The organism is Clostridium sp. BL-8 (genome assembly GCF_002006495.1).
Lineage (GTDB): Bacteria > Bacillota > Clostridia > Clostridiales > Clostridiaceae > Clostridium.
The window spans coordinates 121099-144712 of sequence record NZ_LZZL01000012.1; the positions used below are offsets into that span (position 1 = coordinate 121099).

General features: G+C 31.2%; 19 protein-coding genes. 1 reads left to right on the forward strand and 18 read right to left on the reverse strand.

Annotation, left to right across the window (positions count from 1 at the left end):
• Positions 1-100: 100 nt before the first annotated feature.
• The 16 genes from CLOBL_RS05700 to CLOBL_RS05770 all read right to left on the reverse strand — a co-directional run bounded on the left by CLOBL_RS05700 (position 101) and on the right by CLOBL_RS05770 (position 17883).
• Positions 101-859, reverse strand: coding sequence for an MBL fold metallo-hydrolase (locus tag CLOBL_RS05700; protein ID WP_077858131.1), 759 nt, complete (start codon positions 857-859; stop codon positions 101-103).
• A gap of 196 nt (positions 860-1055) precedes the next feature.
• Positions 1056-1472 (reverse strand): Lrp/AsnC family transcriptional regulator, encoded by a 417-nt coding sequence (locus CLOBL_RS05705; RefSeq protein WP_077858132.1) that lies wholly within the window; start codon positions 1470-1472, stop codon positions 1056-1058.
• 35 nt (positions 1473-1507) lie between these two features.
• Positions 1508-2119, reverse strand: coding sequence for a DNA-3-methyladenine glycosylase (locus CLOBL_RS05710; protein ID WP_143323840.1), 612 nt, complete (start codon positions 2117-2119; stop codon positions 1508-1510).
• 69 nt (positions 2120-2188) lie between these two features.
• Positions 2189-3238 (reverse strand): galactose ABC transporter substrate-binding protein, encoded by a 1050-nt coding sequence (locus CLOBL_RS05715; RefSeq protein WP_077858134.1) that lies wholly within the window; start codon positions 3236-3238, stop codon positions 2189-2191.
• 130 nt (positions 3239-3368) lie between these two features.
• Positions 3369-3911, reverse strand: coding sequence for an AAA family ATPase (locus CLOBL_RS05720; protein WP_077858135.1), 543 nt, complete (start codon positions 3909-3911; stop codon positions 3369-3371).
• 300 nt (positions 3912-4211) lie between these two features.
• Positions 4212-4379: a hypothetical protein gene (locus CLOBL_RS27895; protein WP_179117688.1), complete on the reverse strand. Its 168-nt coding sequence runs from the start codon at positions 4377-4379 to the stop codon at positions 4212-4214.
• A 111-nt stretch (positions 4380-4490) separates the two neighbouring features.
• A complete protein-coding gene (locus CLOBL_RS05725) occupies positions 4491-5039 on the reverse strand; it encodes a GNAT family N-acetyltransferase (RefSeq protein WP_077858136.1) in 549 nt (182 codons plus the stop codon).
• Positions 5040-5229: 190 nt separating this feature from the next.
• Positions 5230-6210, reverse strand: a complete 981-nt coding sequence (locus CLOBL_RS05730) for a hypothetical protein (RefSeq protein WP_077858137.1) — start codon at positions 6208-6210, stop codon at positions 5230-5232.
• Positions 6211-6553: 343 nt separating this feature from the next.
• Positions 6554-7150 carry a DUF1919 domain-containing protein gene (locus tag CLOBL_RS05735; protein ID WP_077858138.1) on the reverse strand — a complete coding sequence of 199 codons (597 nt, stop codon included), beginning with the start codon at positions 7148-7150 and terminating at the stop codon, positions 6554-6556.
• 426 nt (positions 7151-7576) lie between these two features.
• Positions 7577-8860 carry a beta-xylosidase gene (locus CLOBL_RS05740; RefSeq protein ID WP_077858139.1) on the reverse strand — a complete coding sequence of 428 codons (1284 nt, stop codon included), beginning with the start codon at positions 8858-8860 and terminating at the stop codon, positions 7577-7579.
• A gap of 243 nt (positions 8861-9103) precedes the next feature.
• On the reverse strand, positions 9104-11134 hold the full coding sequence (locus CLOBL_RS05745; RefSeq protein ID WP_077858140.1) for a glycoside hydrolase family 31 protein: 2031 nt from the start codon (positions 11132-11134) through the stop codon (positions 9104-9106).
• A gap of 40 nt (positions 11135-11174) precedes the next feature.
• Positions 11175-12020: a carbohydrate ABC transporter permease gene (locus CLOBL_RS05750; RefSeq protein WP_077858141.1), complete on the reverse strand. Its 846-nt coding sequence runs from the start codon at positions 12018-12020 to the stop codon at positions 11175-11177.
• The gene (locus CLOBL_RS05755; RefSeq protein WP_077858142.1) at positions 12020-12928 is read right to left on the reverse strand and encodes a sugar ABC transporter permease; all 909 of its coding nucleotides are present in this window, start codon (positions 12926-12928) and stop codon (positions 12020-12022) included. Before CLOBL_RS05755 ends, CLOBL_RS05750 begins: the two co-directional genes overlap by 1 nt.
• A gap of 74 nt (positions 12929-13002) precedes the next feature.
• Positions 13003-14256 (reverse strand): ABC transporter substrate-binding protein, encoded by a 1254-nt coding sequence (locus CLOBL_RS05760; protein ID WP_077858143.1) that lies wholly within the window; start codon positions 14254-14256, stop codon positions 13003-13005.
• Positions 14257-14392: 136 nt separating this feature from the next.
• On the reverse strand, positions 14393-15925 hold the full coding sequence (locus tag CLOBL_RS05765) for a response regulator (protein ID WP_077858144.1): 1533 nt from the start codon (positions 15923-15925) through the stop codon (positions 14393-14395).
• 74 nt (positions 15926-15999) lie between these two features.
• Positions 16000-17883 carry a histidine kinase gene (locus tag CLOBL_RS05770; protein ID WP_077858145.1) on the reverse strand — a complete coding sequence of 628 codons (1884 nt, stop codon included), beginning with the start codon at positions 17881-17883 and terminating at the stop codon, positions 16000-16002.
• A 403-nt stretch (positions 17884-18286) separates the two neighbouring features.
• On the opposite strand from CLOBL_RS05770, the gene CLOBL_RS05775 reads away from it, so the two are divergent.
• A complete protein-coding gene (locus CLOBL_RS05775) occupies positions 18287-19327 on the forward strand; it encodes a galactose ABC transporter substrate-binding protein (RefSeq protein WP_077858146.1) in 1041 nt (346 codons plus the stop codon).
• 39 nt (positions 19328-19366) lie between these two features.
• Here CLOBL_RS05775 and CLOBL_RS05780 read toward each other — a convergent pair whose 3' ends face one another.
• The gene (locus CLOBL_RS05780; RefSeq protein ID WP_077858147.1) at positions 19367-22504 is read right to left on the reverse strand and encodes an efflux RND transporter permease subunit; all 3138 of its coding nucleotides are present in this window, start codon (positions 22502-22504) and stop codon (positions 19367-19369) included.
• Positions 22504-23601 carry an efflux RND transporter periplasmic adaptor subunit gene (locus tag CLOBL_RS05785; RefSeq protein ID WP_077858148.1) on the reverse strand — a complete coding sequence of 366 codons (1098 nt, stop codon included), beginning with the start codon at positions 23599-23601 and terminating at the stop codon, positions 22504-22506. The genes CLOBL_RS05780 and CLOBL_RS05785 overlap by 1 nt, the downstream gene beginning before the upstream one ends.
• Positions 23602-23614 lie beyond the last annotated feature (13 nt).

The window sequence follows — 23614 nt, forward strand, 5'->3', positions numbered from 1 at the left end:
ATTAATCGAAGAGAAGAGGCACTTTCAAGTAAAAGTACCTCTCTTTTTTAATGTACCTGACATGAGTTTGCCATTGTGACTTTACAATTTTAGATTATGCTTAAAATGTATATTCCTCTCCATCATCTGGTATTAATACACTAGAAGATATTTCTTTTTCATTAATAAAGTCTTTTAATTCACTTCTTGATAATGTCCAATGATTGAATGCTTCCATATGGCTAGCAATAATTTTTGCATTAGGTGCTGCTTTATGAACTTCATAAACATCATCTTTCCCCATTACTAAAGGGTTACTATCTAGGAATTTATTATTTCCACTATTTAAAACAATAATCTCCGGCTTATATGCATCAATTACCTTTTTGACTCCTTCATACCATACTGTATCTCCAGCTACATATAAAGTTTTTTCATTTAAGTTTCTAAACACAATACCACATACATTTCCCATGAGTTTCAGTATCTCTCCAGTTCCATGCTGTCCACTTGTTTTTGATAATTTAATAGAATCAAATGTAGTATCTTCTTTTAAAACTTCAATATTTTGAAAACCACTCTCCAAAAGTTCCTTAGCATCTGCTTTATCTTGTACAAATATTTTCATATTCTTTGGTAATACTTTTTTAGCAGCATCATCAAAATGATCTCTATGCAAATGTGTTACCACCACAGCATCTACATTTATAATTTCATCAATTGTTGTTGGGAGATTTACTACTGGATTGAATTGCTCTTGTCTTACTGAATTAGGATAAGGCGGATATGTTCCTTTCTCCGCTAAAACTGGATCAATTAAGAACTTCTTCCCAGCATATTGAATAATTATTGTAGCATTTCGAATTTGCCTAATTTTCATAATCATAACTCCTTCTTCTTTTATTTACGTACATTTTATACTATATAAAGCATAATTTACATAAATAAAATCAAGTCTTTTTATAATTTTACTTGAATAATGAAAGTAATTATGATGCCTCCTTATTAAATTGCATGCAATTTATTTTTACATCCTAATTTATGCTTATATTAAAGAGCTTGAGATTCTATACTTTTTATATTGTTTCATTTATAATAATAGTTAATCTATAATTTACATAATTATTTAATTCTACCAAAAATTCATCTAGAATTTCATTAGAAGGGAATTTACATTCAAGAAGGTAACAGCCCTCACCACTGATTTTATAATTATGAATTATATAGTTTTCTTGTGAACTTACAAAAGATAGATACGGCTTATGATGAGTACCTTTCGTATAAATATTTAACATTACATGAATAGTTATTCCTAATTTCGCTTGATTAACTTTAATTGTATATCTTTCAATAACTCCTGCATCTTCCAATTTAGCAACCCTTAATGCTGCTGCTTGATCTGTCAAATGCACTCTTTCTCCAAGCTCTTTCATCGTTATACGGCTATTCTCAGACAATTCTGTCAAAATAAGTTTATCTGTATTATCTAACATTTTTTCAATCCTTTCAGTATACTTAGATAAAGCAGTTATCTTACCGATACATATTTATTTCCTTCTATGTAAAATCTCCAAAGATAATCTTTTGCCTCTCCAGCATAATCAATTCCCACACGCTTGGAATGTATTATATTAAATTTTTCATTTTCACCTTCTTCTATATATAGGCTGTCCCTACATAAATCTTCTCCATTTAAACCTTTATCAATTAATAATGCTTTGCATAACTTACCTGGACCATTAGTTAATCCCTTTATTTGACTTTTAGTTAAAGCATTATATTCCTTTCCAAATCTATTTTTAGCCATAAAATCTAATCCTTCTGATGGTTCGAGAGCTCTTATTAAAACAGCTTGAGGATTTCCCTCTTCTCTAGTAACTACATTAAAGCAATAATGCATACCATAAATTATAAATACGTAAGAAAACCCTGGTCTTCCATACATAACCTCAACTCTTTGAGTTCTCTTTCCACCATAGGAATGTGCAGCCCTATCTGTTATTCCCATATATGCCTCAGCTTCAACAATCTTTGCGGAAATCCTCTCACCATTAACTTCATGCACAAGTACTTTCCCTAATAGATCTTTTGCTACTATTAATGAGTCTCTATTAAAAAAGTCTCTATCTAATTTCTTCATATTTACTGGATTTTCTTTTGCTCTATTAATTTTAATTGGCATATAATCATTCCTCCTAAAACTTTATACTTAAGCAACATATTCTCTATATGGTAATCTAACTGCAACTCCTGTTTCATCTGCTTTGTATTCTGTATTATAAAGAGGTGCATTACCCTGAAATATATTTAATCCTATCGCATAGATAGCCTTTGCCATATCAGATGGATTTTGAATAACTGAGCCTGCCATATACCCCTTCTTTATTAATTCTTGAGCTTCTGCTGTTGCATCTACACCAACAACTGGAATTGTTTTCGTTTTATCACCTTGGTTATAACCATGACTTTGCAATGCTTCAATGGCACCTATCGCCATTTCATCATTGTTAGCAATTATCGCCTCTATTCTTCCATCATACTGTAGAAACAATGAATTTACAGCGTTTTGAGCTAAATCCCTTCTCCAATTGCTAACATTTAATGCTAGCTGCTGAGTTTTTATTCCTGCATTATTAATTGTTGACACGGAATATTGTGTTCTCTCCTGGGCTTCTATGCTGCCACGCTCCCCTTGCAGCATAATATATTCTAATATTCCATCATTGTTTTTATCGATAAAATTTCTATCATTATTCCATAAATTTACTAAAATTTGCCCTTGCAATGAACCTGCCTCTCTTGCATCTGTTCCTACATAAAAAGATTTAGGATAGGCTTTAATTGGATCTAACGCTACCGGTTCTCTATTGAAAAAAACTACAGGAATATCTCTGCTTTTAGCCATATCAATAACTTCTTGGGTATCCTGTGTATTAGCTAGATTTACTAATAGAATATCAACATTCTCATTCTTAATTATGTTGTCAATCACCTCATTTTCAATTGATTGATTTCCTTTTCCGTCATAAAATTTAAATTCAACTTTTCCTGGATTTTGTTTTTGAATTTCCTCTAAGCCTTGTCTCACTAAAGAAATAAATACATCTTCAAAATTATATAGTACTACACTTACCGCTATAGGTCTTTGCCTAAATAAATTTATTGGAGCATTAACTATTCTACTTTCATCTATCGGAATTATTGATAATGCTATAATTATAGCTTCTAAAATAACTAAAGTTCTCCTAAATATACGCATCAAAAATCCTCTCTTTCTCTTCTTATAGGATAACATTAGTATTATCAATATCAGATTATATTATCTATTTTTCGATAAATTTATTTATTATAGATCTCAAAATTATTAGGTGATACGGTATTTTAGTTAATCAATCGATAATCTGTTTTATTAGTTTAACTGTATCATCAATATTTTCATTATTATTTATCACATATTCGCATTGAACTATTTTAAAAATCTCCCTATCATACTCAATTCTATCCTTAACACTTTGAGGATCTCTTTTTTTCAGCATCCTACGCCGTCTCTCTTCTTCATCTACTTTAATATAAATAGCCACTATTTCTGAATCTTTAATATCATTTTTAATCTCTTTAACACCTTCTGGGTCAACTATATATAAACTAATACCTTTATTTTGATATTGCTCTTTTGTTGCCCAATAATGATTGTTATCAAAATATGTGTGAGCTATAATCCCATTCTTTAAAATTTCTTCTTTAGAAAAATCAATAGTATCAAAAACTTCTGGTGCATGCTCAACAAATATATGACCTTTTTCATTTTCAAATCTTGGTTTTCTCGTTGTATAACTTTGTATATAGTTATATCCTTCTTTTTCTAAAAGTTCTGCTATAGTGCTTTTCCCACTTCCTGATTCCCCTACTAAGCATATTATCTTATCTCTCATAGTTTAAATCCTTACTTTCATTCAATTTAAATAAAGTTTTTTTATCTATAGGTATTATCTAATAAAAAAATCGCAAACTCACCCTTTATTATGATAGTACTATCATATACTTCATGAGTTTATATTTTTATTATCTCACTATAGTTAATTTATCATAAATAGAAAACTTCTACTACAATCATTGTAATAGAAGTCAATTCCAAAATATATACTTAAAGGCAAACTTAATTATCTAAATATATTCAATTATCACAGCCTTAGTATATTATACCTTATACTAAAAGTAATATTTTTTTATTTCTATAAGTCATCAACATCCTGTTCTTCCCCATATCTAACAGTTCCTTCTGAACTAAAAGTATCATTCGGGTCTCTTTCAATAAAATATCCATCATTAGGCTCCTTTGATGGCTTTGCATAACTTGAATGGACATTTGTTAACTTTTTAGTATTTTTTCTTTTTATCATAATGGAATACCTACTTTCATTAAAATATAGTAATTTTAGTATTCCTCGTAATAAAAATAATATTTCATATATACATTAACATTGTTATTGTATATAAATCTACGTGCATTATTATAACTTTCTTCCCATGATAATTTCATCACGATATGTTCCATCTTTAAGTTTATATGCATTTTTCACATTTCCCCAATCCTCAAAACCATACTTTTTATATAAATTTTTTGCTTTCTCATTATCAGAAAACACACCAAGTTCAATTTGTTCATAACCCATTTGTCTTGCTTGTTCTATTACTTCTTTTATAAGCGCATTTCCAATACCATTATTCCAGTACTCTTCTTTTATAGAAATTCCAAATACTGCTCTATGTTTAAGCTTAATATGATTTCTTACACAATTAATACCTACATTGCCTGTAAGTTTATTGTTAATAAATGCTGCAATCATCATATCTGTACTACTATTTAGGCTTTCCTTAAGAAGTTCTATTTCTTTATCAATTGTTATATTGATCTCTTCAGGATATCTAACCATAAAGTGTGTTTCCTCTGATGTCATTTTTAAATATTTAATCATTTCTTCTGCATCATCTTCATTTGGACTTCTTAAAATACATGTTGTTCCGTCTTTTAATTCTATTTCTTTTTCTCTAAACTTCATTATGATTTCCCCCTCAATATATAGTTAATCTTTGGTTAATTATATCATTTTTTCAAATGCACAACTATTTTTTAGAAACATTGTTCATTTTTTTGTTTTTCTTTTAATTTAATATGTATAGCTTAATTTTTACTGTTAAATATAGTAAGGGATGAACTTATTGTTTTATCCCTTACTAAACTTTCAAATATTAGCACGGTACATTTGTTCCTTGTGATACACTAAAAATTGAACATAGCGGTATGGCACCATATCTGTTTCCTTCAACTGTATCATTAAATTTTACCCAAAGTATACCGTTGCATAAACCATATACCGTTTCAATTTTATATGAATCACTTGAATTATTTATAATATCAATAATTAATTCAATATTTATTGGAAATTCATAACTATTTAAAATAGTTTTTATTGCAGATTCAATATCTTCATTGCAACCACCTTGTAAAGCAGCATCATAATTGTTCGGTAATAATTCTGCTACATTTGGCTCATCTGGAAACGTAATAAAAATAATATTACACAATGACACATATACAGTATTCTGTGTGTTTGTATCTATTATATTTACCACATCTCTATTGGGTTGAAATCCACTTATTATGCCTGTTTTTGTAGTACTAAATGAAATTAAAGACACATTTTGATTAGGATTTGCTTCTCTAATTATATCTAAGGCATATTTGATTGAATTTTTACATAGAGATCCACCCGATGGTCCTGGAGGTCCTGGTATTCCTGGAGGTCCTGGTATTCCTGGTGGCCCCGGTATTCCAGGTATCCCTGGTATTCCAGGCACTCCCGGAGGTCCTGGTGGCCCTGGTATTCCAGGTATTCCCTGTGGTCCTGCAATTACTTGCGGTGTTGAAACTATTGGAATTGCTGGAAATCCCGATGTCCCTGGTCTGCCAGGTGGTCCTGGAGGCCCTGGTGGTCCTTGTAGCCCTTGAGGGCCTGCTGGTCCTTGAGGTCCCGGTGGTCCCGGTGGACCTTGTATTCTTGCCACAGATGCATTATCAAATACTGAATTTGATTTGGGCTTATGAACAGTTTTAGGAGGATGTTTTTCGTCTTTGTGATACTTTCTCTCTTTGTCTTTATCTCCTGAAATCTTACTACCTGTATTGATGGAACTTTTTGGTTCGCAATTATAGTCTTTTTTCCGCCTCATATTAACTCCTTTCTTAATTTTTTTATCTATAAATTTACTATATTATCTTATAATATGATTATCACTTTTATCCGTTGCTAACTATTCTGATAAAATTTAAAGTGTTCTTTATCCATGCTCTCAGTCTCTCCTAAATATAACAACTATGTCACAAATTTAAACTAATATAGCTTTCTTAAAATCATGCAGCAAAAAATCACATTATCATCGTGTATGATACTAATGCGATTTTTTTCTTAATATTTTACATAGTTTATAGCATATCTAATTATTTAATTTTCTACGAAAATAAAAATATTTTCATTATAATTTGTGAATGCTTTGCCTTAATGAGCGGTTCCTGTTAATTAGATCTGTTATTTATAAACTCTGCTATGTTAAAATGCTTCATTATTGTTTCTACGGCCCATGATTTTGAAGGATCTTTCATTTCCTCTATACAACAGGATGATTTTATCTCTGGGTAATCCTCTTTTGTAAAACATATTTTATTATTAAATGGAAGAGCATCAAATTGTTTTATCATTTCATAATTGCAAGTTTCATTTTCTGCAAAAATAATTATTAAATCATTCCAGTTAATCTTATTTATCCGCCTATTCCATTTTTCTGTTGCTTCTTCTTCATTTTTATAATGCATAAAGAATACCTCAATATCATGCAACTTGGCAATTGGAAATTTCATATGCTCTTCAAATTGCTTAAAATTCTCATAATATATTGATTCTCTTGGTTTAATAAATTCTAATTGCTTTGAAAGATAAAATTTAATATCCAACAAAAATTTAATATAATCTTGTGCTAGAATAAATAAACCTAATGTAGGAGTTTTGTATTCAATATTGTAATATTGATATATAAATCCCCCTACGCAATTATTACATATTATACTAAAATCTTTATCCCTCAAGTTTAATGCTGATTCTATATTTGATGACATATAAACACCATCCCAATGTATTTTATTTCGACCTTTTCACCAATCAATTAATTTTCAAAATACAATCATTAATAATGCAACTCTACAATTTGTTATTTTTTCACTATATGGATTATAATACATTACTAACCATATAATATTAATTGCAATATATTTTGTGAATATTTTATTGCTAAATTTTCATAAAATTCTTTTTCTACTCTTTAGAAAATTTGGATGCTAATCCGCAAAGTTATCTAACTTTTTAGGCATAAAAATCCCCTGCTTTATGTAATATTCAAATTCATCTTCTATGGTTTAATTATTGTATCAAGTCCTTTAACTTATCTTTATAACCTTCCTGAAATAGGAGAAGGAATACTTAAAGCTTTTATTTCTCTAAATATTCCTTTTTTATTTATTTCTCCTAATATGCCTTAATCAAATTCACTGAGTTATATAAATGCGATAGCCACTAGTATTATTTGTATTTGGTATTGATACATTAATTGCTCCATTAGATACAGCGTAACTATTTGAAGAAACTAAGGATGTGCCGCTTACAGGAGTGTCTTTACTTGTCCAATCTACTTTTTCTACTTTAACATTAGCAGTTGAACCAATAAATGATGGGATATTTTTTATATTTACATTAATGCTTCCATCATTTACACCACCTATAAGTATACTTACATACTTAGTACTTGAATCAACACAAGCGAAACCATCCACTCCATTACTATTATCATTTGGAGGTGTTACATTAACCATATTGCCAGTCATATCACTATACCATTTATAAAACCACCATCCAGCACCTTTTTGTGTATCAGATGCCATAAGACTTCCTAATCTCCCAGGTGCACCTGTCCACCACCACGAAATACAAGCTGAATCTACTTTATTTCGTTCGAATTTAGCAATAAAAGGTGCTGATGCTCCTGGTTGTCCCTCCGCATAATGACTACTATCACAATATTCATTTATTGAAATTTTCTTTTCTGATATTCCAAGTGCACTTTCTATTGATTTCAGATCTTTAATGTTTCCAGAGATACTGCCGCTTCCTCCAAGTTCATGCCAGCAGATTACATCTGGAAGACAATTATTAGTCTTACAAAAACTAAGGAAATCATTCATTCTGCTATGATTGTAGTAAGAATAAGAAGGTCCTACAATCTGGGCGTTTGAATCTAAAGAACGTATCAATTTATATGTTTGAATCCACATATCATTAAAGCTTACTGTAGTACTTTTCCAGGTACCATCTGGCTCATTCCATATCTCATAGCCATAAAAATTTGAATATCCTGATGCCTTTTTTGTGTTTATTACATTAGTAACCTTACTAAGCCAATCATTCATATTTGTAAAAGCATAAGGCCACTTTGGATATATATCTGCTAATCTAATCATAACTTTTCCAGTTGTATTAGTAAGTCTTCCGGCCACTGGTATAGCCGCTCCTATAGGTTGCTGATTTTGCGATCCAGCTAAAGCTGGATTTGTGAAAACATTTGGCTTAAGAGGTGCTACAAACTGTGCAATATCACCTGGTTTGCTTTCAGTAATTCCATAGAGAGAGCCACTTGCACAATGAGTTACTCCTCTAATCGTATTTCCACAATCTACTGTTAAATTGCTAGCTGCAAAAGCTGGCTTTCCAGGGACTGCTCCTAGTGCTAACATAATCGCCAAACCTAATGTCATACCAATAAATTTCTTTTTCATTATCATTCCTCCTTGTCTTATTATATTTATTCAGTTTTTTTTAATTCTTTAGTTCTTAGCACTTTCACCTTCTCTCCCTAAATTATCATCTATTAAAATATTATAATTATTGGCTAATAATTTATAATATTTGATATGTGTACTATATTATTTCTCCTTCAAAATATTAATGTTATAGAATATTAACTTCCCCTATAAATGTACCTTTAACAAAATAAAAGCTTAAATTTACATAGGCTAAAATTAAATAATAATAGGAATACCTGCCTCATTTCTAAGAAATAATGGGATTCTCTCTAGTGGAGCATCGCAATCAATCCATTGTCCACCATTAAATGTTTTTTCTGAATTTACCTCCTTCCACTTAGCACCTTCTGGCAAATAAACTTTTCTCGCTCTCTGCCCTTTATAAAGTATTGGTGCAACAAGAATGTCAGGCCCAAACATGTATTGATCTGTAATATCAAAACAAAGCTTATCTTTAGAAAAATCATAAAATAAAGGCCTTATAACTGGGGTTCCTTTCTCATGCGCTTCCTTCATGATTTCAGTAATATAAGGCTTCATTCTCTCACGAAGAAGTATATATTTCTTAAAAATTTCATAGGCTTCATCTCCATAGCTCCATACTTCATTTGCTGACCCACTTGCACATAAGCCGCCACCACTAGTTCCAAGAGGCTTAGAATGCGGTTCACGATCTCCATGTAATCTAAAAACTGGACAAAAGGCTCCATATTCAAACCAGCGGATTATGCATTCTCTAAACTCAGGATCATCTGGATTTCCACCATGAAAGCCTCCTATATCAGTCGTCCACCATGGTATACCTGCAAGTCCCATATTAAGCCCAGCTGCAAATTGATTTCTTAGTGCTTCAAAGCTGGAATCAATATCTCCTGACCATACAAGAGCACCATAACGCTGGCTCCCAGCCCATGCACATCTTATAAGATTAATTATATTTTTCTGTCCTTCTTCTTTCATGCCATCAAAGAAAGTCTTTGCATGCATAACTGGATAAATATTTCCTATCTGCACATTTGGACCTAAATAATATCTATAATTATCAAAGTCATAAACTGAATATTCTGGTTCAGCTTCATCCAGCCAGAATATCTTTATGCCTTTATCATAGTAGTTTTTCTTAGCGGTTTTCCATACAAAGTCACGTGCCTCTGGATTGGTTGGATCATAAAAGACTGTATTTCCCAAGAAATCCATTGTAGTTCTAATTCCTCTGTCAACTCTTACTAAATAACCTCTTTCAAGCATCTTTTTATAATTTTCACTGGTTTTATCTACTGTTGGCCAAATGGAAACCATTAATTCAATCCCCATATCATTGAGTTCTTTTATCATTTCATCAGGATCCGGCCAGTAATTTAAATCAAATTTCCACTCACCTTGCTTTGGCCAATGAAAGAAATCAACTACTATAACTGAAATTGGAATTTCCCTTTTCTTATATTCGCGAGCAATATTTAATAGCTCCTCTTGAGTTTGATATCTCAATTTGCATTGCCAAAGTCCCATAGCATATTCTGGCATCATTGGTACTGTTCCAGTAACCTTTGCATAAGCTTCTTCTATTTCTGCTGGAGTATCTCCTGCTGTTATAAAGTAATCTAATTGCTTAGTTAAGCTTGCTATCCATTCAGTTATATTTTTTCCAAAAGTCACTTTTCCAATGGCTGGATTATTCCATAAGAATCCATAGCCCAAACTAGATAATGCAAAAGGAACACTAGCTTGAGAGTTTCTATGAGCAAGCTCAAGAACGCAGTTTTTTAAATCTAAGTTTGGCTGCTGATATTGTCCCATACCAAAGATTTTTTCCATAGGATTTGATTCAAAGCGCATAGTTAAAGTATAATCGCCACCAAGAATAGGTTTAAATTCACGCGCTTCTATATCCAATGCACTGCAAAACTTCTTTACATTATTTCTATTTCTTACATACTCTTCTAAGAGAATATCACCTTTTTGATTATAAAAAGTTATTTTTCCTCCCGAATCAATATGAGCATGAATTTTTCCATTTTCAATAGCTGCCTCATTATCATCAATCTTGATCTCAACTTTACAGCTTTCTTGTGGTAACAGAGCCCAATCATTATTTATAAATTCTGCTTGTTTTGTGCTTCGTATACGAAAGCTATTTTCACCCCAGGGTTCAATTCGCAATTGTTCACAATCAAACTTACGTATTAATATATTTCCTTCAACTTTAAAAATACTATATTCTAAATTAAATTCATTCTTAGATTCCACATACTTCAACTCCAATCATATTAAAATTTAAATTTTATATTTATCCTTTAACAGCACCGTTAGTCAAACCTCCAATTATATATTTTTGAAGGAATATGAAAATTAAAACAACAGGTAGAACTAAAAGTACTCCATAAGCCATTATTGAATTCCATTGTATTCCATACTTACCCATAAAATTATATATACTAGCAGTCATTGTTCTCTTTTCAGGACTGGTTAAGAATGTAAGAGAATAAGCTAAGTCTCCCCAGGCATATAAAAATGAAAAAGCTCCTGTCATTATAAGTCCTGGATAAGATATTGGAAGCATTATTTTAGTAAATGCTGTAAATGTGTTGCATCCGTCAATCTTTGCTGAATCTTCAAGTTCTTTTGGCAGCGCAAGAAAGTAAGTCCTAAGAATTAGAACTACAAATGGTACTGATATAGTCGCATCTGATAATATTGGAGCCCAAAGAGTATCTAAGAGCTTTAAATTCTTATATACTAGAAACATCGGCGTTAACAATAATGCTACTGGAAGCATTTGTGTTACTAAGAATATTAAAATAAATATCTTTTTCCCCCTCATTCTAAACCTTGCTAAACCATATGCTGCAGGAATAGCCAATATACACGCTAAAACCATTGATGTAAAAGCAACTTTGCAGCTATTGGTAAAAGTCACCAATATACTGCTCTTACCTGTAAACTGATCTGTATAGCTGCTAAAAGTAAATTCTTTAGGTATAAAAGTTGGAGGTGAAGCAAAAATTTCTGCATTAGTTTTAAAGGAGCTTACTACAATCCAATATATTGGGAAAAGCATTATGCAGGCTACAAGAACTGATATACAACATAATATTATATTTTTTTGTTTATTCTTAAGAATTATCTTTTTCATCAATCCATCACCTCATCTTCCTTTATTAATTTAAGATATCCTAAGCTTACACAGAATAGGATTGCGAATAATACATTGGCAACAGTGGCACCTTTGCTAAATGAAAATTGGGTAAATGATAATTTATATGCAAAGGTTGACATGAGCTCTGTACTATTAACCGGCCCTCCATTCGTCATAACAAATACTAAATCAAAAACTTTAAAGGTATAAATAAACCCAAGCACTAATACTGATAAAATTGCCGGTCTTAAAGCTGGAAGAGTTATTTTAAAGAATCTTTGAAATACATTAGCGCCATCAACCTTAGCTGCTTCATATAAGCTATAAGAGATGTTGCTTAATCCAGTTGTTAATAGGAGCATATTGAAAGGAATTCCAACCCAGGAATTTGTTAATATTACTGATAACATAGAAGTTTTACTATCAATAATCCATCCTATTGGCTGTGATATTAAATCAAATTTCATAAGCAACTCGTTTATTATCCCCCCGCTTGTACTATACATAAATTTGAACAATAATGCAGTTACTGTCATTGGTACAAGGTAACTTACTACCATAAGTCCTCTAATAGGTTCAGAAAGCTTAAATTTTAAGTTAAAGAGTAAGGCTAAGCCTAATCCTATGATAAATTGAATTGATATACTTCCAATAGTGAAAACTAAAGTGTTCCAAATACTTATTGGCATTGCAGGATCTTTAAACACTTCAAGGTAGTTTTCTATTCCAACAAAAGGCTTAACTGACTGGCTAAAAGTCATTACATTTACATCATGAAAACTTAATATAAAATTATATATTATTGGATAACCAACAAAAGCAAGCATAAATATTAGTGCTGGAAGCACAAATATGTACCCTTTTCTTTCTTCCTTAATAAATTCTCTACTATATTTACTATTCAAAACTATTTCCACCTGCCTTGCTTCAGTTTCAAGGTGCCTTTTACTAAATTTAAAGGCACCTTGAATTTTTTAATTTATTTTAATACTGCATCAATCTTTACTTGTGCATCTTTTGCAGCTTGTTCTGGTGTCTTTGCATTTGTAAAGCTTTCTTGCATTGCAGTAGACATTGCATCTGATATTTCAGGCCATTTTGGATGTGGTCCTCTTGGCATAGCATATTGTAATTCATCTAGGAATACGCTCATAACTTGATCTTTAGTTATTTTATCATCACTTTCAGCAACATCTTTTCTAGAAGGAATGTAACCAAAATCAGCGCAATATTCAATCATATTATCTTTTTGCTGAGTATATTTAATGAAATCCCAAGCTTCAGCTTCATGATGCCCTTTAATGATTCCCCAGTTTTCTCCGCCTAAATCTGATGCAAATACTTTATCTTTAGGAATCTTCACAACTCCCCAATTTAAGTTTGGAGCATCTTTCTTAACTGTATCTATAATCCATGGACCATCTGTAATCATTGCAGCTTTGTTAGTTACAAATTGCTTTTCCAAGTCATTTTGTGTCCAATTTATAACTTCCTTACTCATTGACCCATCTTTTATAAGATCAGTAAGATACTGAAGAGAACTTATACCTGCTGGGCTTCCAATTTCATTAAATTTAGCTCCTGTTGAAAGAATCCATGGAAGATACTGAAAGGTTCCTTCTTCATTCTTTGGAGCAGCTATAGCTAGTCCATAAGTATCTCCTTTTGTTAATTTCTTAGCTGCAGTTTTTAACTCATCAAAAGTTGTTGGAGGCTCAATTCCAGCAGCACTTAGCATGTCTTTATTATAAAATAAAGCTAAATCATTACTTCCAAGTGGTATTCCATAGTATTTTCCATCTAACTGACATGAAGAAATTGGCCCTGGATAAAACTGATCCTTGCCATCATAAGAATTCATCTTATCTGTAATATCTGCAAATAATCCCATTGCTGAAAAAGAAGCCATATCTGGGTTATCAACCAAACCAACATCTGGCAATTTATCAGCAACAAGTCCTATTGTAAACTGCTTAGTAAGTTCAGCTCTTGGTACAAATTCTACCTGAACCTCTACTTTATCTTGAGATTTGTTATATTTATCAGCAAGATTCTCCATAGCTTTTTGTTGTTGTTGCCCATCAAAATAATGCCATACTGTAAGGGTTGTCTTTCCAGATGAATCAGCTTTAGTTTCTGAAGTAGGTGTACTACTATTTCCACATCCAACAAATATACCTGCTGTCATAACCACAGCCGTCAAGCAGCTTAATAATACCTTAATCTTTTTCATTTAATTTTCCTCCTTGTATAACTTCTATCTATAAAAACGTTTTCTATAATTTAATATTACCCCTTAGGAATACATTTCCATATTCTATTATCATAAAAAAAGTGTAAAATCATGATATAAATTTTACACTTTTATTTTAATAAAATTTCATGTACTCTTTTGGAGCCATACCTGTAAGCTCCTTAAATACCTTGCAGAAATACTTAGAATCACTATATCCTACCTGCTGTGCTACTTCATAAATCTTCATTTTTTTACCTGTCAATAATTCCTTTGCTTTATCTATTCTAAATTCTTTTAAGTAATCTGAAAAACTTTTCCCAAGTTCCTTTGTAAATAGCCGACTTAAATATTCAGGCGTTATATTCATTCCATCTGCTATCTCCTCAAGAGAAACTTTATCATTATAATACTCCTTTATATAATTCATGGCTTTTCTTACTATTAATGAGTTTACTGTAGTTCCTTCATGATTTCTTTTACATACTTTATCAATTACGCGATCTAATTGTTCTTTTAATTCATCAAAAGTGCAGCTATCTTTAATGGCATCTAAAATCCCTTCATTCCCACATTCAATATACATATCATTATTAAAGCTCTTTGAAACTGTTAAAATGGAAAAAATATACTTGCTGCAAATATCAATTACCTGATCTGGATCATAGATATCAGCTTTCAAATATGAAACAAAGTTCTTGTTAATATCAATTAATTTTACTCGATCATTGTTCCTTATTGCTTTTAATACTTCATTATCTATTCTTATTGGGTAATTGCAATGATTTATTTTTAATTTAAATATCATTTCTTCACAAATTATTTCGTCATTTCCAAGTACAATAGGCCATTTAGATAATCCTTTAAGTTTACTGAAGGAATTTTCTATTTCTTCTAAGCTGTTTAAATTAATAAAACTGATGGTAATATCAGAAAAACCATTTTTTCTTAAACTAAACAATAAGTTATACTTTAACATCTTTGTGAATTCCATAAATTTTGCTCTTGCACTTACAAACATAGTTACATAATTATATTCTTTCATAATTGAGTAATAGAAATTTTCAAGCTTATAATTTTTTATAAAATTATATATCTCTTGTACTATAATCTCACTTCTTTTCTCATCTCCATTTCTTAAACGCAAGTTTACAAGATATAGTTCTTCATACTGCTTTATATTTTCTTCAATGACTTTATATAAATCTTTTAAATTTGCACCTTTGTTCAGTAGTATTTGCTCCAATATTTTTTCTTTAGGTATATGATTTCCAAAGAGCAGCAACTCTTCTCTTTTTAAACTTAATTTTCTTTCAATCTGCTCCATGCTAATCCTTAAGTCACTATAAGTTATTGGCTTCAATAAATATTCTTCTACTCCAAGTTTTATACCTTTTTGAGCATATTTGAAATCTGAATATCCGCTTAATATAATAACATAAGGATCTTGTCCATTTTCTTTAATCCTTTCAAGCATATCTAATCCATTAAGCTTTGGCATTTCAATATCAGTAAAAATAAGATCTGGTTTATACTCTTTAGCAAAAATCAATCCCTGTTCTCCGTCAGAAGCTTTTCCGCAAACAATATAGTTATCATTAATCTTTTCGAGTAAATTTCCTAATCCTTCTCTAGCATTAATCTCATCTTCCACTATAAGAATCCTCATAAATATCCCTCCCTAAGGTATCAATACACTCTCAAAAATAATAAATCAGTATACTTATCTATTATCTTATTTCATCATATGCTTAACGGAATGACTAATGTAATTGTAGTTCCTTCTTTTTCTATACTCTTGATTTCAAATTTAGCAGCTTCTCCATAATAAATTTTTATTCTATCGTAGACATTCTTTATGCCTAGATTTTCATCCTCATCTTTTCCTAATTTAATGCTGGCTATTATTTTTTTAAGCTTTTCCTTTTCAATTCCATTTCCATTATCACTTACTATTATCTTAATAAAGGTCTCTTTGAATTTATCTATATCAACTTTTAATTTCCGCCCACTATCATAACCTTTAAACCCATGGATAATAGAGTTTTCAATTAAAGGCTGCAATATTAACTTATGAATTTTACAGCTTAAAACGCTTTCATTAACCTTTAACTCTAGCATAAAACTGTTATTAAATCTAAGCTGCTGTAAATATACATATTTTTTGAGCCACTCAACTTCATCATAAATAGCCACCTCTTTATTTATGTCACCTATGCTATACCTTAGTATCTTTGCAAAATTCCCAATGGTATCGCTTACTTCATAGTTCTCATTTTTAATTGCCATCCAATTTATACAATCTAAAGTATTATATAAAAAATGCGGATTAATTTGAGCAACTATTGCTTTTATCTCTGCTTCTCTTCTCTTATTTGATAATTCAATAATATAATGATTTTGATCCTTTATATCTTTTACTAAAATATTTATAGTTGATAACATTTCATTAAATTCGTCACCTATGAAGGCTAATTCATCTTCAGTATTAAGTTCTATTTTTGTATTAAAATTTCCCTTCTTAGCTTCTTTCATTCCATTAACAATGATCTTAACTGATTCATAAAACTTATTTGAAAATATTATAATAATAATCATTACGATTACAACAATTACAGCTAAAAATGCAAAAGTTAAATTCCTTAGTAGATTAACTTCCGAAAATAAATTATCCTTATCAACAATATTGATTACTTTCCAGCCAGCACTATCTATTGAAATACTGCTGACAGAAATATTCTTGTTCGAAAAACTAGGCATTGAATAAATTAATTGGCTAAGATTTTCATCGTTTCCTTTATCACTAATTTCTCTGCTAGAATACTCTTTAACATAAGTCCCAATATATTTTTTATCTTCAAAGGATATAATTCTTCCATCACTATCAATGATTACAGAGCACATATTTATTCTGTCATTAGGAAAATCTTCTTTATCCATTTCTAGATTGCATATATCAGACAAAACTTGCTCATCAAAACTCATTATAATTATGCCCATCTCTTCTTTGCTTCTTATGTCTCTTACTTTTAGTCCCATATGAAACATATATTCAGACTTTCCATCAATATAGCTATTAGCCGTCGTAGGTAATACAACTGGTGTATTGCTATTTAAAACTTCCGTATAAATTTTAGCTTTAGCATCCTCGCTATACATATCCCATACTCTATTATTTATCCCTATATTCCTTTTATCATAATATACATTTCTTCCATCAATCCCAACAAAGGTTATAGCTCTAATTTGACTTCTTGAATAAGAGTAAGATCCAAAAATCTCTCTGATTTTATTAATAGAAGCTGCCTTTTCAAATTCATCTCCATCATTGAACATCTTCTCTAGGTCTAGGCAGTCATTATCTGCTGCCATTCTATATAAAATATCTTTATAATAATTCATATCTGTTTCTATATTAGTTTTTATGTAAAATAAATTTCTATCTGTAAGACTTGTGATTTTCTTTTCAAGATAATGTTGTGATAGCTTGTACAGAAATATTTGACTAGAAATCATCGGTATAATTGAAATAATTATAAATATACTTAACAATTTGGCTTTTATACTATAACGCTTCCAAATTGAATAATGCTGAATAATATTTTTTATATAACTAAAAAATTTCATATTACCTCTCCTAGAACATTATGGATTTATTGGACAAATAATTTTACCCCACTCCATTCTTCTAATTAATACATATATTATATTCCATTTTTTTACTATTATTCAATAAAGATTCTTAAAATCACTAATTTTATAAAACAAAAATAGTATTAGCCTATAAATTTGCTTTTATATTTTTAATTCAATAGTCAGAATATCTACTATATAAAATTATTGCTGGGCAAGTGCAGTAATGACATTTCTAGATGGTTTTAGTCCTGAAGATTTACTAATTTTAACTAATGCAATTTCCATTTCACTTTTTAGAGCTCCCAATTTATTTTTATAAAGAATATTTTTCAAGTCAAAAGATAAACATAATACTAAACATTTATAATTCGTAAAATATATCTGGAGGATTGCAATGAAAATATTAAAAAGAATATTAATTATAATTATACTAATTGTAGTATCAATGAATAATATTCATAATTATATGCCTGTAAACGCGCAAGTCTCGTCTGAAAAACCTGTTAAAACTGCTGTAGTATTATTTAGTTTCGATGATCCCTATATTTCTCTAGTTCGAAAGGGCTTAGAAGAAATTCAAAATAAAAATAAAAGTAATGTTGATTTTACCTTCTTTGATGGTGCAAGAAATCAAAATATACAAAATACACTTATAGATTCGATTCTACAAAGTGACTATGAACTTTTATTGGTAAATTTAGTTGATCTGAATCAAGAGACAGTAGCATCGGTTGTAGATAAAGCAAAACAAAAAAATATACCATTAATTTTATTTAATACAGTTCCATTCGATACAAAACCCATTCAATCCTATAGCAGATCTTTGGTTATATCAACAGATGCTAGACAATCTGGTATTTTACAAGGAAATCTTATTGTTTCCGAATGGAATTCTAACAAAAAAGCTATAGATATAAATGATGATAATATCTTACAATACATAATGTTTCAAGGTCCCGAAAATATCACCGTAACATTTGAAAGAAGCTCTTATTCAATTTCAACAATTAAAGATTCTGGAATAAAAACACAAGAAATCCTGGTAAAATCTTGTTCTTGGGATGAAACATGTGCAAAAGAATCTATGGACTTATTATTTTTAAGATATAATGGTAAGTTTGATGCAATAATTTCAAACAATGATGCAATGGCGATAGGTAGCATAAAAGCATTACAAAGATATGGATATAACACTGGTAATAAATCAAAATATATTCCTGTTTTCGGAATTGATGGAATACCTGAAGCTATAGATTTAATTGATAAAGGTTTAATGGCTGGTACAGTTATTCAAAATCCCAATGAAACTGCTGAAGCACTTTACACTGTTGGAATGAATTTAGTTCATAACATGCCACCTCTTGAAAATACAAATTATAAATTTGATGAAACAGGTGTTACGATTCAAATGCCCTATTATGAATATAAAAAATAAAAAAAGTGTAGCCATGATATTATGACTACACTTAAAATATTAATTAGGTCTATTATCTAACTCACTAATACTATCATCAATTTCCTTTTCATTAATACTTTCTTCTGCCTGACTATCTGAAGGCATTTTAGTTCTCTTATCCACTCTATACCATGAGGCATAAATAACAGGTAGTACAAGTAGTGTTAATATTGTTGCAACAAATAAACCACCACTCATTGCTACTGCCATTGGTCCCCAAAAGGAATTTCTGATTAATGGTATCATTCCCATAATTGCAGCTATAGCAGTCAACATTATAGGCCTAAATCTTAAAATAGTTGAATCTATAATAGCCTCCCTTATGGTCTCTCCTTCTTTAACGTGTTTTGTAATTTGATCTACCAAAATAACAGAATTTCTTATTATGATTCCCATTAACGCTAAAATACCAAGTACTACAACAAATCCCATTGGACTCTTAAATGCAAGCAAAGCTATTGCAACTCCAATTAATCCCAAAGGTGCTGTAAGCAATGTCATTACCATCTTAGGTACATTTTGAAGTTGGAACATTAACAGTATTATCATTAAAATTATCATGAAAGGAACTACATTTCTAACCTGAGCTAATCCCTTTTCACTTCTTTCTAATGCCCCTCCAATATCTATGCTATATCCAGCAGGAAGAGAATTTCTTAAGTCTTCAAGCTGATTATATATATTTGTGGAAGCATCATTTCCAGTTGTACCTGGCAATACTTCAGCTTGAACCGTAATAGTAGGTTTTAAATCCCTTCTTGCTATTAAACCATCTTCAGCATTGTAATTAATTTTAGCTATTTGATCTAACGGAATAGAACTGCCACTTGGAAGTGTGATATTTAAATTCTTAATATAACCTAAATCATGACTGTTTGCCGAATCCATTTTTAATATAATATCTACTGTTTTGTCTTCCTGTCTAAATTGAGATACTGTAGTACCTGACAATTGTCCCTGCAAAACTGCAGAAACCTGCGCACTATCTATACCAAGCATTCTTGCTTTATCCTGATCTACTTCAACAGAAATCCCTTTTATCTTTTCAAACCAGTCAAAATTAATATTGTATAAATTAGGGTCAGCCGCCATAGTATCACGTACTTTTCCTGCAATCTCACGAACCTTATCATTATCGTTTCCTGTAACTCGAAGCATAACCGGATAATTGCTAGGTGGTCCATTTTGAATAACCTTTATATGACTTTGAACATTTTCAAATCCTTCATCAAATAATTTTTGAACGTCCTTACTCACTCTATCCCTTGCTGCGATATCTTTAGTCAATATGACAAACTGTGCAGCATTACTGCTTTGTGCGATAGGTTCTAGAGATAATACAAAACGTGGAGCACCCATCCCTACATAATAAGAGTAATTAATGATATCTTTATCATCTTTTAAATCCTCTGCTAAATTATTAGCTGCTTCTTGAGTTGCTGCAATAGAAGAACCTTGTGGCAAAGTCATATCTATCAAAAGTTCAGGTCTTGTTGCAGCTGGGAAAAATTCTTTCTGAACATAATGTGAAAGTGAAAAGCCAGATAGACCAAATAATATTATTGTTGCCGTTAATATGAGTTTACGGTGATTTAAACACCAGTTTAAAATGCCCCGAAATCCACGATAAAATTTTGTATCATATACGTTATCCTCTTCATTTTTCTTATGCTTAGTTTTAATCAAATCAAATCCCAATACTGGAACAAAGCAAACTGAAATAATCCAAGAGAAAAGCAATGCAATTGTAACAACAGCAAACACACTTCCTGTGTATTCAGATGCAGTTCCCTTTGAAAAACCTACTGGAGTAAACGCAGAGCAGGTAATAAGTGTACCAGTAAGCATTGGGAAGGCTGTTGAAGTAAAAGCAAAGCAGCCAGCCTTAAACCTATCCCATCCCTGCTCAAGTTTAACTGACATCATTTCAATTGCAATAATTGCATCATCAACTAAAAGTCCAAGTGCAATTATCAGAGCACCTAAAGATACTTTGTGCAGTGGAATTCCCAAAAGGAACATTGCAACAAATACTCCTGCAATAACTAATGGGATTGATAAGGCCACCACCAAGCCAGTTCTAAGTCCAAGACTTACAAAGCTCACCAGCATTACTATTGCCAATGCCAAAACAAAGGTCTCTAAAAACTCATTAATAGAATCTGTAACAGCTTCTGGCTGATCAGCCACTTGATATAAATTCATCCCTAAAGGTAAATCATTTTTAACTTGAGATAATGCTTTATTTAAGTTTTCACCTAGATTTAAGACATTACCACCCTTTTCCATAGAGATTGCAATTCCTATTGCTTCTTTTCCATTAAAGAACATCTTAGGATCAGGTGGATCAGAGTAACCACGAGTAATGTTTGCGATATCTCCTAAACGAAAAGTTTGACTTCCAGCTTTAATTGGCAGATTAGAGATATTATCCACATCATCAAACATACCACTTACGCGAAGATATGCATTATCTGTTGACGTTTGGATCATTCCTGCAGGTATAACAGAATTTTGCGCCTGCAAAGTGCTTGTGATTGTATTTGGACTTATCCCAAGCTGTGCCATTTTAGTATTTTCTACCTGAATAAATATTTTTTCTGACTGAACTCCTATTAATTCTACTTTTTTAACATCTTTTACATTTAGCAAAGATCTTCTTACATTTTCTGCCTTTTCTCTCATTTCTTCATAGGTATAGCCATCAGATGTTAATGCATAAATACATCCGTATACATCATCATAGCGGTCATTAAAATTAGGTCCAACTATATTTGATGGCAGAGTGCCTTTTATATCATTAATTTCATTTCTCACTTCAACCCAAGTATCTCTAATTTTATCACTAGGAACCTCATCTTTTAAATCAATAAATATAACTGCCTGCCCTGGCATTGAATAGCTTCTTATATAATCCTTATTAGGAGTATCCTGCAGCTTCCTTTCTATTTTATCGGTAATCTGCTCTTCAACCTGACTTGCAGTTGCACCAGGCCATGCTACCGTCATATACATTTCACGAATGGTAAACTCAGGGTCTTCATTTCTTCCAAGTTTGGGATAAACAAAAATTCCGGCTACAATTATTGTAATAGCTAAAAAATATATAAGCTGTTTTCTGTTAAGACACCATTCTGTTAAGTTGAAACGCTTCACTAACTATCACTCCCTACTCTTACTTCCTGCCCTTCACGCAATTTAGTTACACCGGCAGTTACAACCTCATCTCCTTCACTTAGTCCATCACTTACTGTAATCTGATCACTGCTGAAATCCCCTAATGTGATATTTTTTAAGCTTACTTTATTTTCGTTAACGACCCATACTGCAGGAGCTGTAGTCTGCTGATATACAGCAGTAAGAGGTATCCATATTTTACTTGTTGAATTATCTTCACTTATCGAAACGTTTGAGGACATTCCTATTTTAATACTAGAAGGTGGATTTATAAGGCTTATTCTAACTCTATAAGTACGTGAAGCATCATTTGCTACAGGCGAAATTTCGCGCACAGACCCTTTTACCTTAATGCTTGGTAATGCCCAAAAGCTCACATCAATTTCTTTGGCACTCTTTAATTTATCAATTCTATTCTCCGGAACATTGATTTCAACTTCTAATTCATTATTCTGAACAAGAGTGACAATCTTTTGCCCAGCTGCAACAACTTGTCCTTCTTCAGCATCAACACTGCTTACTACTCCAGATTTATCTGCATATAACTTACAATAACCAAGTTGATTCATACTTTGATCATATAATGCATTTGCCTGATCCAAGGCATCCTTAGCAGTTTCATCTATATTAACATAATTATCATATTCTGCCTGAGTTATAGCTTTAGCCTGATAAAGCTGTTCATAGCGTTTTAAATTATCTTCAGCTAGTTTATATTTAGATTCTGCTGCCGAAACAGAGGCCTCAGCATTTTTTACTGTTTCCTCCATATTTTCAGAATCTACTTCCATGATCACTGTTCCTTCTTCTACCCTGTCACCAACTTCCACGTTTTTCTTTATAATCTTTCCCCCAACTTGAAATGCTAATTGATTTTCATATTTAGATTTAACTGCTCCAGCATACACATATTCCGAATCTTTATTTGAAGCTGCAACTTTAAGTGTTCTTACAATTGGAGGTGGGACTTCTATTGTTTCTTTCTTGGAATTCATTTTTATAATTTGAAAACCCCCGATACCTATAACTAATACTCCTACCAAAAATAAAAGTATTCTTTTTACCTTAAGTTTCATTTAATTCACCCCT

Excerpts from the sequence above, each read along its gene's own strand:
- CLOBL_RS05700 (WP_077858131.1), bottom strand. The coding sequence starts at position 859 with ATGAAAATTAGGCAAATTCGAAATGCTACAATAATTATTCAATATGCT.
- CLOBL_RS05705 (WP_077858132.1), bottom strand. The coding sequence starts at position 1,472 with ATGTTAGATAATACAGATAAACTTATTTTGACAGAATTGTCTGAGAAT.
- CLOBL_RS05710 (WP_143323840.1), bottom strand. The coding sequence starts at position 2,119 with ATGAAGAAATTAGATAGAGACTTTTTTAATAGAGACTCATTAATAGTA.
- CLOBL_RS05715 (WP_077858134.1), bottom strand. The coding sequence starts at position 3,238 with ATGCGTATATTTAGGAGAACTTTAGTTATTTTAGAAGCTATAATTATA.
- CLOBL_RS05720 (WP_077858135.1), bottom strand. The coding sequence starts at position 3,911 with ATGAGAGATAAGATAATATGCTTAGTAGGGGAATCAGGAAGTGGGAAA.
- CLOBL_RS27895 (WP_179117688.1), bottom strand. The coding sequence starts at position 4,379 with ATGATAAAAAGAAAAAATACTAAAAAGTTAACAAATGTCCATTCAAGT.
- CLOBL_RS05725 (WP_077858136.1), bottom strand. The coding sequence starts at position 5,039 with ATGAAGTTTAGAGAAAAAGAAATAGAATTAAAAGACGGAACAACATGT.
- CLOBL_RS05730 (WP_077858137.1), bottom strand. The coding sequence starts at position 6,210 with ATGAGGCGGAAAAAAGACTATAATTGCGAACCAAAAAGTTCCATCAAT.
- CLOBL_RS05735 (WP_077858138.1), bottom strand. The coding sequence starts at position 7,150 with ATGTCATCAAATATAGAATCAGCATTAAACTTGAGGGATAAAGATTTT.
- CLOBL_RS05740 (WP_077858139.1), bottom strand. The coding sequence starts at position 8,860 with ATGAAAAAGAAATTTATTGGTATGACATTAGGTTTGGCGATTATGTTA.
- CLOBL_RS05750 (WP_077858141.1), bottom strand. The coding sequence starts at position 12,020 with ATGAAAAAGATAATTCTTAAGAATAAACAAAAAAATATAATATTATGT.
- CLOBL_RS05760 (WP_077858143.1), bottom strand. The coding sequence starts at position 14,256 with ATGAAAAAGATTAAGGTATTATTAAGCTGCTTGACGGCTGTGGTTATG.
- CLOBL_RS05765 (WP_077858144.1), bottom strand. The coding sequence starts at position 15,925 with ATGAGGATTCTTATAGTGGAAGATGAGATTAATGCTAGAGAAGGATTA.
- CLOBL_RS05770 (WP_077858145.1), bottom strand. The coding sequence starts at position 17,883 with ATGAAATTTTTTAGTTATATAAAAAATATTATTCAGCATTATTCAATT.
- CLOBL_RS05775 (WP_077858146.1), top strand. The coding sequence starts at position 18,287 with ATGAAAATATTAAAAAGAATATTAATTATAATTATACTAATTGTAGTA.
- CLOBL_RS05785 (WP_077858148.1), bottom strand. The coding sequence starts at position 23,601 with ATGAAACTTAAGGTAAAAAGAATACTTTTATTTTTGGTAGGAGTATTA.